The organism is Streptomyces sp. NPDC052773 (assembly GCF_044547145.1).
GTDB lineage: Bacteria > Actinomycetota > Actinomycetes > Streptomycetales > Streptomycetaceae > Streptomyces.
The window spans coordinates 192,938-207,609 of record NZ_JBITZX010000009.1 but is presented as its reverse complement, the minus strand read 5'-3'; the positions used below and the strand labels follow the sequence as shown (position 1 = coordinate 207,609).

Annotated in this window: 13 protein-coding genes and 5 tRNA genes; 13 read left to right on the top strand and 5 right to left on the bottom strand. The window is 70.3% G+C overall.

The window, feature by feature from the left end; genetic code table 11:
• Positions 1-126: 126 nt before the first annotated feature.
• The 4 genes from ACIG0D_RS21540 to ACIG0D_RS21525 all read right to left on the bottom strand — a co-directional run bounded on the left by ACIG0D_RS21540 (position 127) and on the right by ACIG0D_RS21525 (position 5,468).
• The gene (locus tag ACIG0D_RS21540) at positions 127-714 is read right to left on the bottom strand and encodes an ATP/GTP-binding protein (protein WP_166002466.1); all 588 of its coding nucleotides are present in this window, start codon (positions 712-714) and stop codon (positions 127-129) included.
• Positions 695-1,093, bottom strand: coding sequence for a DUF742 domain-containing protein (locus ACIG0D_RS21535; RefSeq protein ID WP_043504343.1), 399 nt, complete (start codon positions 1,091-1,093; stop codon positions 695-697). Before ACIG0D_RS21535 ends, ACIG0D_RS21540 begins: the two co-directional genes overlap by 20 nt.
• A gap of 112 nt (positions 1,094-1,205) precedes the next feature.
• The gene (locus tag ACIG0D_RS21530) at positions 1,206-1,619 is read right to left on the bottom strand and encodes a roadblock/LC7 domain-containing protein (RefSeq protein ID WP_043504344.1); all 414 of its coding nucleotides are present in this window, start codon (positions 1,617-1,619) and stop codon (positions 1,206-1,208) included.
• Between the two features lie 9 nt (positions 1,620-1,628).
• Positions 1,629-5,468, bottom strand: a complete 3,840-nt coding sequence (locus tag ACIG0D_RS21525; protein ID WP_399803099.1) for a nitrate- and nitrite sensing domain-containing protein — start codon at positions 5,466-5,468, stop codon at positions 1,629-1,631.
• 552 nt (positions 5,469-6,020) lie between these two features.
• On the opposite strand from ACIG0D_RS21525, the gene ACIG0D_RS21520 reads away from it, so the two are divergent.
• The 9 genes from ACIG0D_RS21520 (at position 6,021) to ACIG0D_RS21480 (ending at position 10,197) form a co-directional block, all read left to right on the top strand.
• Positions 6,021-6,209, top strand: coding sequence for a hypothetical protein (locus ACIG0D_RS21520; RefSeq protein WP_365765943.1), 189 nt, complete (start codon positions 6,021-6,023; stop codon positions 6,207-6,209).
• 120 nt (positions 6,210-6,329) lie between these two features.
• The gene (locus tag ACIG0D_RS21515) at positions 6,330-7,115 is read left to right on the top strand and encodes a fumarylacetoacetate hydrolase family protein (RefSeq protein WP_399803096.1); all 786 of its coding nucleotides are present in this window, start codon (positions 6,330-6,332) and stop codon (positions 7,113-7,115) included.
• Positions 7,108-8,631, top strand: a complete 1,524-nt coding sequence (gene gltX, locus ACIG0D_RS21510) for a glutamate--tRNA ligase (protein ID WP_399803094.1) — start codon at positions 7,108-7,110, stop codon at positions 8,629-8,631. Before ACIG0D_RS21515 ends, gltX begins: the two co-directional genes overlap by 8 nt.
• A 258-nt stretch (positions 8,632-8,889) precedes the next feature.
• Positions 8,890-9,621 (top strand): HAD family hydrolase, encoded by a 732-nt coding sequence (locus ACIG0D_RS21505; RefSeq protein ID WP_399803092.1) that lies wholly within the window; start codon positions 8,890-8,892, stop codon positions 9,619-9,621.
• 92 nt (positions 9,622-9,713) lie between these two features.
• Positions 9,714-9,785, top strand: a tRNA-Gln gene (locus tag ACIG0D_RS21500).
• A 41-nt stretch (positions 9,786-9,826) separates the two neighbouring features.
• Positions 9,827-9,899 (top strand) — tRNA-Glu (locus ACIG0D_RS21495).
• Positions 9,900-9,928: 29 nt separating this feature from the next.
• Positions 9,929-10,001 (top strand) — tRNA-Glu (locus ACIG0D_RS21490).
• A gap of 20 nt (positions 10,002-10,021) precedes the next feature.
• Positions 10,022-10,093, top strand: a tRNA-Gln gene (locus ACIG0D_RS21485).
• 28 nt (positions 10,094-10,121) lie between these two features.
• Positions 10,122-10,197 (top strand) — tRNA-Glu (locus ACIG0D_RS21480).
• Positions 10,198-10,382: 185 nt separating this feature from the next.
• Here ACIG0D_RS21480 and ndgR read toward each other — a convergent pair.
• Complete coding sequence (ndgR, locus tag ACIG0D_RS21475; protein WP_026278050.1) at positions 10,383-11,099, bottom strand: IclR family transcriptional regulator NdgR; 717 nt, start codon at positions 11,097-11,099, stop codon at positions 10,383-10,385.
• Positions 11,100-11,296: 197 nt separating this feature from the next.
• Here ndgR and leuC point away from each other — a divergent pair, with 197 nt between their 5' ends.
• The 4 genes from leuC (at position 11,297) to ACIG0D_RS21455 (ending at position 14,638) form a co-directional block, all read left to right on the top strand.
• Positions 11,297-12,727: a 3-isopropylmalate dehydratase large subunit gene (gene leuC / locus ACIG0D_RS21470; protein ID WP_399803089.1), complete on the top strand. Its 1,431-nt coding sequence runs from the start codon at positions 11,297-11,299 to the stop codon at positions 12,725-12,727.
• Between the two features lie 6 nt (positions 12,728-12,733).
• A complete protein-coding gene (leuD, locus tag ACIG0D_RS21465; RefSeq protein WP_399803086.1) occupies positions 12,734-13,327 on the top strand; it encodes a 3-isopropylmalate dehydratase small subunit in 594 nt (197 codons plus the stop codon).
• A 277-nt stretch (positions 13,328-13,604) separates the two neighbouring features.
• Positions 13,605-13,835 carry a hypothetical protein gene (locus ACIG0D_RS21460; protein ID WP_365765949.1) on the top strand — a complete coding sequence of 77 codons (231 nt, stop codon included), beginning with the start codon at positions 13,605-13,607 and terminating at the stop codon, positions 13,833-13,835.
• A gap of 137 nt (positions 13,836-13,972) precedes the next feature.
• Entirely contained in the window at positions 13,973-14,638 is a 666-nt protein-coding gene (locus ACIG0D_RS21455) for an HU family DNA-binding protein (RefSeq protein ID WP_399803083.1), read from the top strand.
• The last annotated feature ends 34 nt before the right edge of the window (positions 14,639-14,672 follow it).

Here is a 14,672-nt window from a genome sequence, read left to right as displayed (position 1 = left end):
TCCTCTGCCGAAACGTTATGAACAGCGAAGCCGACCGTGTCCAAGTCCACAGTCGGCTCCGTCTGCCGCGTCGCGGCCGCGAAAATCGCTTACGGCAACTGCCGTGACGCGCGGCGCACTTGAGTCCTACTTCAGCCGGGCCATCAGCGCGTGCTCGACCAGCGTGATCAGGGCGGACTTGGCATCCGCCCGGTGCCGCGCGTCGGTCGTGATGATCGGGGTGTCCGGCCCGATCTGCAGGGCCTCCCGCACCTCGTCGGGCGTGTACGGCTGATGCCCGTCGAAGCCGTTGAGGGCCACCACGAAGGGCAGGCCGCTGTTCTCGAAGTAGTCGACCGCCGGGAAGCAGTCCGCCAGGCGCCGGGTGTCCACGAGCACCACCGCGCCGATGGCGCCGCGCACCAGGTCGTCCCACATGAACCAGAAGCGGTCCTGACCCGGCGTACCGAACAGGTACAGGATCAGGTCCTGGTCGAGCGTGATACGGCCGAAGTCCATGGCGACCGTCGTGGTCGTCTTGTCCCCGGTGTGGGTGAGGTCGTCGATGCCCGCAGAGGCGGACGTCATGACGGCCTCCGTGCGCAGCGGGTTGATCTCCGAGACGGCGCCGACGAACGTGGTCTTGCCCACGCCGAAGCCGCCCGCCACCACGATCTTTGCGGACGTGGTGGACCGTCCCGGAGCGACGGCCCCGCTAGAGCTTGCGAAGTCCACTGAGCACCCTTTCGAGCAGTGTCACATCCGGCGCACCGCCGTTGTTCTCGTCGCCGCCCGGCTGGTGGACGGCGACCAGTCCGGCCTCGGCGAGGTCCGCGACCAGGATCCGGGCCACACCCAGCGGCATGTTCAGCAGCGCCGACACCTCGGCGACCGACTTCACCTCGCGGCACAGATGGCAGATGCGCTGGTGCTCGGGAAGCAGCCCCATGAGCGCTGCCGGGTCGGCCGTCGTGCTGATCAGCGCCTCAAGGGCGAGCTGGTAACGCGGCCGGGTCCGGCCGCCGGTCATCGCGTAGGGACGCACCAGCGGCTGGTCGCCCTCGTCCCCGTACGGATCTGAGTACGGATCATGAGAGGCGGTGGGCGGGGTCATGAATCCTCCGGGCGGGACAGCAAGTCGGTCAGTCAAGCCGTCTGAGCGGGGCCGGTGGGGGGATTGTGGCGGCCGGACGGTGATTTGGTGAGACGGGTGGATCTTGGGTCGGTCAGTGAAGCAGACTGCCTTGCAGTTCGGCGCGCAGGTCCGGCGTGAGCACCGCGCCCGCACGGTCCACGAGCAGGGCCATCTCGTAGCCGACGAGGCCGATGTCCGCCTCGGGGTGCGCCAGGACGGCCAGGGACGAGCCGTCCGAGATGGACATGAGGAAGAGGAATCCCCGTTCCATCTCGACGACGGTCTGTGCCACGGTGCCGCCCTCGAAGATCCGGGACGCCCCGGCCGTGAGCGAGGTCAGCCCGGACGCGACGGCCGCCAGCTGGTCGGCCCGGTCGCGCGGGAAACCCTCGGACAGCGCCAGCAGAAGGCCGTCGGCGGACACGACGACGGTGTGGGACACCCCGGGGGTGTTGTCCACGAAGTTGGTGATCAACCAGTTCAGATTCTGTGCCGCCTGGCTCATCTGACTCAACTAGCGCTCCTGCGGGTGAGTGGGGCTCGGGAAACTGCCCGTCTGGCCCGAACCGGCCTGACGGCCCTGTGCGATACCCCGACGGAGGTTGGTCAGCCGGCCGCGTACGTCCTGGGGAGCACGCGAGACCTGCGGACCGCTCTGGTTCGGCTGCTGCTGCGCGGTGCCCGGGACGAGGTTCGCCCGGGGCACCCGGCGCGGCAGGCCGGACGTGGTGACCCCGCCTGCGGCGGGCTGGCGGACGCGCTCGGCCTGCTTCACGAGGTCGTCGTTCGGCGAGCTGCGCCAGGCGGCCGAGGCCGCCCGCTGCGGTCCGGTGGGAGCCTGCGGCTGCTGGGCGCGGTCGGCCACGGAGCCGTTGCCCTGCGAGCGCTCGGGCCGGGCCTGCGGGGCCGGCCGGCCCGCCTGCCCCTGCGGGGCCTGCTGGCCCTGCTGCCCGTGGAACCAGTTGGTCTCCAGCGTGTCGTACAGCGGCGTACGCCCGTCGCCGGGCCCGGACGCCGGCGGCAGTGCCTCCGGCTCGGGACGCCCGGGCCGGGCCTGCGCACGCTGCGGACCGCGCTGGGCACCGAAGTCGCCCTGGCCGAGCTGGCCGTCCTGACCGCTCTGGCCGTGGTGCCGTCCGCCGGGCAGGGCGTGCCGGCCGGTGGCCGAGGCGTCCTGGGCGGGCGCCGGGAACTGGCCGGTGGAGCCGTTGTCGTAGGCCTGCGGCTGGGCGGCCGGGAACTGACCGGTCGAGCCGTTGTCGTAGGCCTGCGGGGCCTGGGTCTGGCCCGTGGTGGAGCCGTCGTACGCCTGCGGCGTCGCGAACTGGCCCGTCGAGCCGTTGGCGTAGCCCTGCGGCGCAGGGAACTGGCCCGTGCCCGACGGGTCGCCCGCGGCGGGCGCGCCGAACACGTCCGGGCGGACGAACTGGCCCGACTGCTGCTGGTCGTTCGCGCCCGGGTGGCCGTAGCCGGCACCGGCGGGCGGCACCTGGCGCTCGTCGCCGCGCGCGATCACCGGCATCTCGGCGGTGGCGCCGGGACCCTGGTGGTCGTCGACCCGCGGCATCCGCGAGGTCTGCGAGACGTCCGGCTCCTCGTGACCGCGCGGGGTGTCCAGCGCGGCACGCCCCACCGGCGGCTGGGCGTTCTCGTCGCTCCAGCTGGGCACGCGCGGCTGCGGGTTGCCGCCCGGCAGCTCGGCGCGCGGGCCGCCGCGCGGCGGGAGCTGCGGCTGCTGCGGCTGCCGGCCGCGCCGGCCGCGCTCGCCGGTCCCGCTCTGCCGGCCGTTCTGGTCGTTCTGCTGGGCGTTGCCGCGCTGCGGCGCCGCCTGGCCACGGCCGTCCTGGCCCTGCGGCCCGCCGGCGGGGCCGGCGGCCTGGAGACCCTGCGGGGCACCGGTACCGGCGGGCGCCGGACGGCCCTGCTGCGGGGCGGGAGGCTGCGGTCCGCGCGGGGTACCGGGAGCGCCCGGGGCGCCCGGACGGCCGCCCGCGTCCCGGCCGGGCAGCGCGGCGCGCGGCCCCTGGCCGGCTCCGAGCAGCCCGCCACTGGGACCGCCGCCGAGGGCTCCGCCGCTCGCGCCGCCACCGAGGGCAGCGCCGCTCTGGCGTCGGGCCGCGGCAGCGCCCGCGGCGGCCTGCGCGGCGGCGGGACCGCCGGAGACACCGGGGCCCTGCCCCTGCTTGGGCTGCGGCTTCTTGCCGCCCTGGGCGACGTCGACGGGCAGCATGACCAGCGCGGTCGTACCGCCGGAGTCCGACGGGCGCAGCTGGATGCGGATGCCGTGGCGCTGGGACAGCCGGCCGACCACGAACAGACCCATGCGGCGGGAGACCGACACGTCCACGGTGGGCGGCGAGGCGAGCCGCTCGTTGATCGCGGCCAGGTCCTCGGGGGACAGGCCGATACCGGTGTCGTGGATCTCGATCAGCACCCGGCCGTCGGGCAGGGCGTGACCGGTGACCTTGACCTTGGTCTGCGGCGAGGAGAACGAGGTGGCGTTCTCCAGCAGCTCGGCGAGCAGGTGCACGAGGTCGTTGACGACCCGGCCGGCGACCTGCGTGGTCGGTACGGCGGCCAGCTCGATGCGCTCGTACTGCTCCACCTCGGACGCGGCGGCGCGGAGCACGTCGACCAGCGGGACCGGGCGGGTCCAGCGCCGGCCGGGCTCCTCCCCCGCGAGGACGAGGAGGTTCTCACCGTTACGGCGCATACGCGTGGCGAGGTGGTCCAGCTTGAACAGCGAGGCCAGCTGGTCCGGGTCGGCCTCGCGGGACTCCAGTTCGGAGATCAGCGACAGCTGGCGCTGGATCAGACCCTGGGAGCGGCGCGAGAGGTTGGTGAACATCGCGTTGACGTTGCCCCGCAGCAGGGCCTGCTCGGCGGCGAGGCGGACCGCCTCGCGGTGCACGTCGTCGAAGGCCGCGGCCACCCGGCCGATCTCGTCGCGGGAGTGCACGCCGACCGACTCCACGGACGTGTCGACGTCCTGCGGGTCGGCCTCGGACAGCTGCTTGACCAGCTCGGGCAGGCGCTCGGAGGCGACCTTCGTCGCGGTGTCCTCCAGGCGGCGCAGCGAGCGGATCATGGAGCGGGCCACCACGAACGCGCCGACCAGCGACACACCGAGCACGATCAGGATCAGCGCACCGGAGATGATCGCTTCCTGCTCCGACTCGCTGCGCAGCTCGCGGGCCTTCTGCTCCATCTCCTCGAGCAGCGTGCGCTCGATCTTCTTCATCTGCTCGATCTTGGACGAGCTGTCGTCCAGCCAGTCCTGGTACGAGCGCTTCTCCAGGCCCTCCAGGCCCTCGGGCCGGCCGAACGCGCGCGAGGCGTAGAGGTCGGTGGCCTCGATGGTGGCGTTGCCCTCTTCGATGGGCTCCAGCAGTTCGGCGGCGTTCTCGTCGCCGTAGATGCTCCGGAAGCTGCTGATGTCCGACTTCTGGCTCTGCAGCGCCGACTCGGCGTACAGGCGGTCGTTCGCGGAGAGGTTGCCGTAGGTGGTCTTGTTCGCGGGCAGGGCCGCGGCGAGGATCGCGCGCTGGATGGACGCGTACTCCTTGGCGGACGAGAAGGCCGCCAGGGCGCGCGTGCGCTGGATCATCTCGGGGTTGCTGGTCGCCTCGGCCATGTCCTGCGACAGATCGAGCAGGTTCTCGATCAGCCGGTGGTAGGCCTCGACGGTCTGCATGTTGTTGTTCTTGGCCTCGTAGGCCGTGCTGCGGACCTTGTTCAGGGTCATCAGGTCGCGCGCCAGACCGACGACGCTGTCGCGCACGCCCTGGAGGTTGCCGTCCCGGCTGGCGCTGTCGATCTCCTCGGAGGAGTCGAGGAAGTTCTTCAGCGCGCGGTCGGTCTTGTCCCGGTAGCCCTTGACGGTGATGGCGCTGGAGGTCGAGCCGTGGGCCAGCGGACCGGCGGACTTGTCGCGCTCCTCCTGGAGCGCCGCGGCCAGCACGGTGGCCTGCTCGGTCATGTCCGTCAGCAGCTTCATGTTGTCGAGCTGCTGCATGTCCTCCATGGACTGGCTGATGCGCAGCGCGCCCAGCGAGGTGGCCGCGACCACGGGGAGGGTGAGCAGCGCGACCAGACGGGTCGAGATCCGCCAGTTGCGCAGGGCTATTCGGGGTCCGGGGCCGGTCGGGCCCTGCGGGGGCTTCACGGCCGGCGCGGGGCTCGCCGGGCCGGCGGGCGCGGACGTGCCGGGACGCCCGGAGCGCGTGCCGCCGTCACCGGACGGGCCCTGGCCCTGGGCGTGCTGGGGCGAGGAGCTGCCGGCCATGGGGCCAGTCCCGCCGTGCGGCTCCGGCTCCGCCGAACCGCTGCCATCCCTCTTGAAACGTCCCTGCACTAGCGTCGCAACCTCTGGACCAGGCGTCCCTCCGCGTGAACGGAAGGACGGTGTCGGCGTCGTCGGGGACGCCCTGAATACGTCCCCGGGTGGTCGTGAGTGACCGGCGCTGGCTTCCCCCTTCTCGCCGCCACTCGGCGCTGTTCTCGCGCCCTTGCGCGCCGGCTCGTTCCTGCGGCGGTCCGTGGAATTCCAGCACAGTGCAGGATCTCCAACAAGGTCCGTTGGTCAGGCTGTGACCTCCGTGACAGCACGTGAGGGGCGCGTCACGAGACGTAGACCTGAGTCCCCCTTATAACAGACATTCGGTGACGAGTCGCCGAGGCGGGTGCGGTGTCCCAGTCGCCATGATCAGGAGCGGAATGGTCGCTTCAGATTGCGAATGTCCGTTTCGTGGGCATGGGTTGCGGGCCTGAATTGACCGGTTTGGGTGTGAGTTCGTGAGCAAACTCACACGCAGATCATGAGCACTTCCGCCCTTTGACGGGAATCCGCATGTTTAGCCTGACGCTTTACAGGAGTCACCGTTCTGACAACGACCCAAGGACACCCGTGAAGACGACGACGATGTTCCACAAGATCGCCAACCCGCGGCGCACGACGCTGGCGCACCTGAAGGACGCCGACGAACTGCAGACCCCGGTGCAGCCGGAGCACCCCGTCGAGCTGCCGTCCCAGACGGCCAACCCCAAGCGTACGGTCCTGATGGAGGTCCCGGCCGGCGTCGGCGCCGCCGAGTAGAACCCCCGCTCCACGGGTCGACCAGGGCGCCTCGCGCGGAATGCGCGAGGCGCCCTGCCTTTGCCGCGTTAGCCTGGAGCGTCAGACTCCCGCCGCCTAAGTCAAGGGGCAAAGCATCCCGTGCGCATCGCCAGGTTCTCCATCGACGGGAACGTCGCCTTCGGCGCGGTCGAGGGCGACAAGCCGGACGAGCTCGTCCTCGACATCATCAAGGGCATCCCGTTCGCGGACTTCGAGCTCTCCGGTACGAAGGTGCCGCTGAGCAAGGTCCGGCTGCTGCCGCCGGTGCTCCCCAACAAGGTCGTGGCCTTCGGCCGCAACTACGCGGAGCACGCGCGCGAGCTGGGCAACGAGGTCCCCCAGGCGCCCTTCGCCTTCTTCAAGCCGTCCACCGCCGTCATCGGCCCCGGCGACGACATCCACTTTCCCTCCTTCTCGGAGGAGCTCCACCACGAGGCCGAGCTGGCCGTCGTGATCGGCCGGATGTGCCGCGAGGTGCCGCGGGAGCGCGTCAAGGACGTGATCTTCGGCTACACCTGCGCCAACGACATCACCGCGCGGGACGTGCAGAAGCGCGAGAAGCAGTGGGCGAGGGCGAAGGGCTTCGACACCTCCTGCCCGCTGGGCCCGTGGGTGGAGACCGGCCTGGACCTGGCGAAGGCCTCCGACCTGACCGTCCAGCTGACCGTCAACGGCGAACAGCGCCAGCTCGGCCGCACGAGCGAGATGATCCACTCCATCGAGGACCTGATCGTCAACATCTCCGAGGCCATGACGCTGCTCCCCGGCGACGTGATCCTCACCGGCACCCCGGCAGGGGTCGGCCCCCTGAACGTCGGCGACGAGGTCGCCGTCACCATCGAAGGCATCGGCACTCTCACCAACAAGGTTGTCAAGCGTGGCTAGCGCATCCTCCCCCAAGCTCTCGGCTTCGCTCGAGCAGGGGGCGCCCCCGTCCCCCGTACGCGTCCGTTTCTGTCCCTCGCCGACCGGTAACCCGCATGTGGGCCTGGTCCGCACCGCCCTGTTCAACTGGGCGTTCGCGCGGCACCACGGCGGCACCCTGGTCTTCCGCATCGAGGACACCGACGCGGCCCGCGACTCCGAGGAGTCGTACCAGCAGCTCCTCGAGGCGATGCGCTGGCTCGGCTTCGACTGGGACGAGGGCCCCGAGGTCGGCGGCCCGCACGCGCCCTACCGGCAGTCGCAGCGCATGGACATCTACCAGGACGTCGCGCGCAAGCTCCTGGACGGCGGCTACGCCTACCACTGCTACTGCTCCCAGGAGGAGCTGGACACCCGCCGCGAGGCCGCCCGCGCCGCCGGCAAGCCCTCCGGCTACGACGGCCACTGCCGCGAGCTGACCGAGGCGCAGGTCGAGGAGTACAAGGCCCAGGGCCGCGAGCCGATCGTCCGCTTCCGGATGCCGGACGAGACCATCACCTTCACCGACCTGGTCCGCGGCGAGCTGACCTTCACTCCGGAGAACGTCCCGGACTACGGCATCGTGCGCGCCAACGGCGCCCCGCTGTACACGCTGGTCAACCCGGTCGACGACGCCCTGATGGAGATCACCCACGTCCTGCGCGGCGAGGACCTGCTCTCCTCGACCCCCCGCCAGATCGCCCTCTACAAGGCGCTGATCGAGCTGGGCATCGCCAAGGGCATCCCCGAGTTCGGCCACCTGCCGTACGTCATGGGCGAGGGCAACAAGAAGCTCTCCAAGCGCGACCCGCAGTCGAGCCTCAACCTCTACCGCGAGCGCGGCTTCCTCCCCGAGGGCCTGCTCAACTACCTCTCCTTGCTGGGCTGGTCGCTCTCGGCCGACCAGGACATCTTCACGATGGACGAGATGGTCGCCGCCTTCGACGTGAAGGACGTGAACCCCAACCCGGCCCGCTTCGACCTCAAGAAGTGCGAGGCGATCAACGGCGACCACATCCGGATGCTGGATGTGAAGGACTTCACGGAGCGCTGCCGCCCCTGGCTGAAGGCCCCCTTCGCCCCGTGGGCGCCGGAGGACTTCGACGAGGACCAGTGGCAGGCGATCGCCCCGCACGCCCAGACCCGCCTGAAGGTCCTGTCGGAGATCACCGACAACGTCGACTTCCTCTTCCTGCCCGAGCCCGTCTTCGACGAGCCGAGCTGGACCAAGGCCATGAAGGAGGGCTCCGACGCCCTCCTGCGCACGGCCCGCGAGAAGCTGGAGGCCGCCGACTGGACCTCCGCCGAGTCCCTGAAGGAGGCCGTCCTGGCCGCCGGCGAGGCCCACGGTCTCAAGCTCGGCAAGGCCCAGGCCCCGGTCCGCGTCGCCGTCACCGGCCGCACGGTGGGCCTCCCGCTCTTCGAGTCCCTGGAGATCCTGGGCAAGGAGAAGACCCTGGCCCGCATCGACGCGGCCCTGGCGAAGCTGACCGCCTGACCGCCTGACCGACGCCTCCTCCTGAGGGGCGGCATCCTCACGGGGTGCCGCCCCTCGGCATATCGGTCACCGCACGTCAGCTGCGTCGATCAAGTGCACTGCCGGGTCCGCCGCTCCTCGGACAGGGCGTCGTACGCCGCACCGGCCTCGGCGGTGAAACCGCATGCGGTACTCGCTCATGCGCAGAGAGTGCCATGCGAGCCCGCTCCCTTTCCCGGATCCGCCCCGAGAAACAGCCCGCCGCGTTACCGTCGGCTCATGAGCATCCGTGCCGTGGTCTGGGACGTGGACGACACCCTCTTCGACTACTCGACCGCGGACCGCGAGGGCATCCGGGCCCATCTGGCGGCCGAGAGCCTGCTGGACCGCTTCGACGGCGCCGAGCAGGCCCTCGCGTACTGGAAGGACGTCACGGAGCTGCACTGGGCCCGGTTCGCGGCGGGGGAGACCTCGTACGAGGACCAGCGGCGGGACCGGGTGCGGACGTTCCTGGGGCAGTCCCTCACGGACGCCGAGGCCGACGCCTGGTTCGAGCGTTATCTCGCTCACTACGAGACCGCCTGGGCCCTCTTCCCGGACGTCCTGCCGGTGCTCGACGCCCTCGCCGCCAGCCACCGTCACGCGGTGCTGTCCAACTCCAGCCTCACCGTCCAGGACCGCAAGCTGCGCGCGCTCGGCGTCCACCACCGCTTCGAGACGATCCTGTGCGCCGCGGAGCTGGGTGTCTCCAAGCCCCAGGCCCGGGCGTTCCTCGCCGCCTGCGAGGCCCTGTCGCTGCCCCCGCACGAGGTCGCGTACGTCGGCGACCACCCGGAGATCGACGGGCGGGGCGCCGCCGAGGCCGGGCTGCTGTCGGTCTGGATCGACCGCGCCGGCGGCTCCGCGACCGTGGTGGTTCCGCCCGGTCCGTACCGGATCGCGTCCCTCTCCGAACTCCCGGCGCTGCTCCGCGCGGATACCCGTTTTGGAGCCCCGTCCACCTTCGGGTAATGTTCTTTCTGCGCCGCCGGGGAGCGGGCCGAAAGGCCGGGCCCCGGAGGAGCAAGCGAGAACAAAATCCCCGCACGGGGCTTGCGTTCCAGTGGCCTATGGTGTAATTGGCAGCACGACTGATTCTGGTTCAGTTAGTCTTGGTTCGAGTCCAGGTAGGCCAGCTCGCGGAGCTTCATCCGCAACCGTGGATCTGATCCACAAAGCCCCCGTTGTGTAGCGGCCTAGCACGCTGCCCTCTCAAGGCAGTAGCGCCGGTTCGAATCCGGTCGGGGGTACGGTGATCTCTTCCGAGATGATCGCTAGGGCCCCCGTTGTGTAGCGGCCTAGCACGCCGCCCTCTCAAGGCGGTAGCGCCGGTTCGAATCCGGTCGGGGGTACTGACTGGTCTAAACCACATTGGTCTATGGTGTAATTGGCAGCACGACTGATTCTGGTTCAGTTAGTCTTGGTTCGAGTCCAGGTAGACCAGCTCGGACCTGCGGAAACGCAGAGTCCACGCCCCCGTTGTGTAGCGGCCTAGCACGCCGCCCTCTCAAGGCGGTAGCGCCGGTTCGAATCCGGTCGGGGGTACCAGTCCCAAGGGGCCTTCGCTTCGGCGGAGGCCCCTTCGGCGTTCCCCGGCCCGCGCGGTCGTCGTAATCCCGCCGGGCCGGCTCGTACATCAACTGCGCGGACCACGTCCGCACTTCGCCCGCGCGACGGGGGCCGGTCTGCCGCGGCGTTGAGGCCGACCGGGTTCCCGTTCGTCGTGCAGAGCGTCACCCCGAGCGGCGCAGCGCCTCCGACAGGCGGGCCGCGGCGTCGATGACCGCCTGGGCGTGCATACGGCCCGGGTGGCGGGTCAGGCGCTCGATGGGGCCGGAGACGGACACCGCCGCCACCACGCGGTTCGACGGGCCGCGTACGGGCGCGGAGACGGACGCGACGCCCGGCTCCCGCTCGCCGATCGACTGGGCCCAGCCGCGGCGCCGTACGCCCGACAGGGCCGTCGCCGTGAAGCGGGCGCCCTGAAGGCCCCGGTGCAGGCGCTCCGGCTCCTCCCAGGCCATGAGGATCTGCGCCGAGGAGCCGGCCTTCATCGTGAGCGTCGAGCCGACCGGGACCGTGTCCCGCAGGCCGGACAGGCGCTCCGCCGCGGCGACACAGATGCGCATGTCGCCCTGGCGGCGATAGAGCTGCGCGCTCTCGCCCGTGACGTCCCGCAGGTGCGTGAGCACCGGGCCGGCCGTCGCGAGCAGGCGGTCCTCGCCGGCCGCCGCGGCCAGCTCCGCCAGGCGCGGGCCGAGGATGAACCGGCCCTGCATGTCACGCGCCACCATGCGGTGGTGTTCAAGGGCCACGGCCAGGCGGTGGGCCGTGGGTCGTGCCAGTCCGGTCGCCGCGACCAGACCCGCGAGGGTGGCCGGACCGGACTCCAGAGCGCTCAGGACGAGGGCCGCCTTGTCCAGAACGCCGACGCCGCTACTGTTGTCCATGCAACGATACTTGCGTCTCACTCTGTGAAACGCAAGTTCAATTTTCCGTGGAACACGCCACCCTGGATGTCACGAAGGCACAGCGGCCCGCACAAATGACGGGCCTGGCGGCGGACGCCCGTAACCAGGGGCGCGGGCGCCGTCTCCTCACAGTCTCTAGTTGGGTCGGCGCACCTTTGCCGACCGGAGGGAAAGCGATGGGTAGGACACTCGCGGAGAAGGTCTGGGACGACCATGTCGTCCGGCGCGCCGAGGGGGAGCCCGACCTCCTCTACATCGATCTGCACCTGCTGCACGAGGTGACCAGCCCGCAGGCCTTCGACGGGCTGCGCAAGAGCGGCCGGAAGGTCCGCCGTCTCGACCTGACCATCGCGACCGAGGATCACAACACCCCGACCCTCGACATCGACAAGCCCGTCGCCGACCCGGTCTCCCGGGCCCAGCTGGAGACCCTGCGCAAGAACGCGGCCGAGTTCGGTGTGCGCCTGCACCCGCTGGGCGACGTCGAGCAGGGCGTCGTGCACGTCGTCGGCCCGCAGCTGGGCCTGACCCAGCCCGGCATGACCGTGGTCTGCGGCGACTCCCACACCTCCACGCACGGCGCCTTCGGCGCGCTGGCGTTCGGTATCGGCACCTCGCAGGTCGAGCACGTGCTGGCCACCCAGACGCTGCCCATGGCCCGCCCGAAGACCATGGCGATCACGGTCGACGGCGAGCTGCCCGACGGCGTCACCGCCAAGGACCTGATCCTGGCGATCATCGCCAAGATCGGCACCGGCGGAGGCCAGGGCTACGTCCTGGAGTACCGCGGCTCCGCCATCGAGAAGCTCTCGATGGAGGCCCGGATGACCATCTGCAACATGTCGATCGAGGCCGGCGCCCGCGCGGGCATGATCGCCCCCGACGAGACCACCTTCGCGTACCTCAAGGGCCGTCCGCACGCCCCCGAGGGCGCCGACTGGGACGCCGCCGTCGCGTACTGGAAGACGCTGAGGACCGACGACGACGCCGAGTTCGACGCCGAGGTCGTCATCGACGCCGCCGAGCTGTCGCCGTTCGTCACCTGGGGCACCAACCCGGGCCAGGGCGCGCCGCTTTCCGCCTCCGTCCCCGACCCCGCTTCGTACGAGGACGCTTCGGAGCGCCTGGCCGCCGAAAAGGCCCTGGAGTACATGGGGTTGGAGGCCGGTCAGCCGCTGCGCTCCATCAAGGTGGACACCGTCTTCGTAGGTTCCTGCACCAACGGCCGCATCGAGGACCTGCGCGCCGCCGCGGACATCCTGCGCGGCCGCAAAATCGCCGACGGCGTACGGATGCTGGTCGTCCCGGGCTCCGCGCGGGTGGGTCTGCAGGCCGTCTCCGAGGGCCTCGACGTGGTCTTCAAGGAGGCCGGCGCCGAATGGCGGCACGCGGGCTGCTCGATGTGCCTCGGCATGAACCCGGACCAGCTGGCCCCGGGCGAGCGCTCCGCCTCCACCTCCAACCGCAACTTCGAGGGCAGGCAGGGCAAGGGCGGCCGTACCCATCTGGTGTCGCCGCAGGTCGCGGCCGCGACCGCGGTCCTGGGACACCTGGCCTCCCCGGCCGACCTGTCCGACGTCGAGACCCGTACGCCCGCTGGAGTCTGATCAGTCATGGAAGCATTCACCACGCACACCGGCCGGGCCGTCCCGCTGCGCCGCAGCAACGTCGACACCGACCAGATCATCCCCGCCCACTGGCTCAAGAAGGTCACGCGCGACGGCTTCGAGGACGGGCTGTTCGAGGCCTGGCGCAAGGACCCGGAGTTCGTGCTCAACCGGCCCGAGCGGCAGGGCGCCACGGTGCTGGTCGCCGGCCCCGACTTCGGCACCGGCTCCTCGCGTGAGCACGCGGTCTGGGCGCTGCAGAACTACGGCTTCAAGGCCGTCATCTCCTCGCGCTTCGCCGACATCTTCCGCGGCAACTCGCTCAAGAACGGCCTGCTCACAGTGGTTCTGGAGCAGAAGATCGTGGACGCGCTCTGGGAGCTGACCGAGGCGGACCCCACGGCGGAGATCACCGTCGACCTGGTGGCGCGCGAGGTGCGCGCCGAGGGCATCACCGCCGCCTTCGAGCTGGACGAGAACTCCCGCTGGCGGCTGCTGAACGGGCTGGACGACATCTCCATCACCCTGAGCAACGAGGAAGACATCGCGGCGTACGAGGCGAAGCGGCCGTCCTACAAGCCGCAGACGCTGAAGATCTGATCCCGGAAGGCCGCACCGGCCCTCCGCAAGGTCGAGTTTCGGCCACCCCAACACCCCGGCTGTACCCCCGATCGCCCCGATCGGGGGTACAGCCGTTTTCGCGTCCGCACGACCCGGACCGCCGTCGCCGGGCTCCTCAACTTCCCACGTTAGAGCGGTGATTGGCGGGGTACGCGAGCGATGGCGGCGCGGCGGCGCCGACCGCCCCGAGGGCCGTTTGAGGCGGCAGTTGCACCCCGAGCAGGCGACAACTCGCCCCAGATGGCACAATCTGTGCATGGAACACGACGGCCAACTCGAGCTCTATGCGGCAGTCGCGGACCGACTCAAGGAAGCGCACGCAAAGGTGCGCGCACTGCAAGTCCCGGAGGGCGTACGGGTGGCGCTGACCCGGAAGCTGCTGGTCATCACGGCCGCGGCCAAGCACGATCTCGCCGATGCGACAAGGCGTCTGGAACGGTTCACGGCCGACCTCGACCAGGGGCGATTTCCCGAAGAGGACGGCTGAGTACATCCGGGACCGTCGAGTCCGTTGCGGCACAAGGGTGATTAGCCCGTTTCGTGTTTGATTTGCGGTATATATCTGCCTAACGTGCGAAAAAGCTTGAACACTTTCGTTCTGGCGATGTCTCCGAAGGGGAAGACGTGAACAAGGCGCAGCTCGTAGAAGCGATTGCCGACAAGATGGGCGGCCGCCAGCAGGCCGCCGATGCCGTCGACCACGTACTGGACGCCATCGTCCGCGCGGTCGTCGCGGGTGAGCGGGTCTCGGTCACCGGCTTCGGTTCGTTCGAGAAGGTCGAGCGTCCGGCGCGTTACGCCCGTAACCCTCAGACGGGCGAGCGGGTTCGGGTCAAGAAGACCTCGGTTCCCCGTTTCCGTGCTGGTCAGGGCTTCAAGGACCTGGTCAGCGGCTCGAAGAAGCTGCCGAAGGGCGACATCGCGGTCAAGAAGGCGCCGAAGGGCAGCCTGTCCGGCCCGCCGCCCACCATCGCCAAGTCGGCGGGCAAGAAGGCTGCCGCCAAGAAGACGGCGGGTGCGGCCAAGACCACGGCGGCGAAGAAGACCACCGCCAAGAAGACGACGGCGGCCGCGAAGAAGACCACGGCCACCGCCAAGAAGACCACGGCGAAGAAGGCGCCCGCCAAGAAGACCACGACGGCCGCCAAGACCACCGCCGCGAAGAAGACCACCGCCAAGAAGACGACGGCCAAGAAGGCCCCGGCGAAGAAGGCGACGGCCAAGAAGGCCCCCGCCAAGAAGTCGACGGCGCGCAGCACCGCCAAGAAGACCACCGCCCGCAACAAGTAAGGGCAGCCACAAGGGGCACTCACGCGCCGGGCCG

Excerpts from the sequence above, each read along its gene's own strand:
- ACIG0D_RS21535 (WP_043504343.1), bottom strand. The coding sequence starts at position 1,093 with ATGACCCCGCCCACCGCCTCTCATGATCCGTACTCAGATCCGTACGGG.
- ACIG0D_RS21530 (WP_043504344.1), bottom strand. The coding sequence starts at position 1,619 with ATGAGCCAGGCGGCACAGAATCTGAACTGGTTGATCACCAACTTCGTG.
- ACIG0D_RS21505 (WP_399803092.1), top strand. The coding sequence starts at position 8,890 with ATGAGCATCCGTGCCGTGGTCTGGGACGTGGACGACACCCTCTTCGAC.
- ndgR (WP_026278050.1), bottom strand. The coding sequence starts at position 11,099 with ATGGACAACAGTAGCGGCGTCGGCGTTCTGGACAAGGCGGCCCTCGTC.
- leuC (WP_399803089.1), top strand. The coding sequence starts at position 11,297 with ATGGGTAGGACACTCGCGGAGAAGGTCTGGGACGACCATGTCGTCCGG.
- leuD (WP_399803086.1), top strand. The coding sequence starts at position 12,734 with ATGGAAGCATTCACCACGCACACCGGCCGGGCCGTCCCGCTGCGCCGC.
- ACIG0D_RS21460 (WP_365765949.1), top strand. The coding sequence starts at position 13,605 with ATGGAACACGACGGCCAACTCGAGCTCTATGCGGCAGTCGCGGACCGA.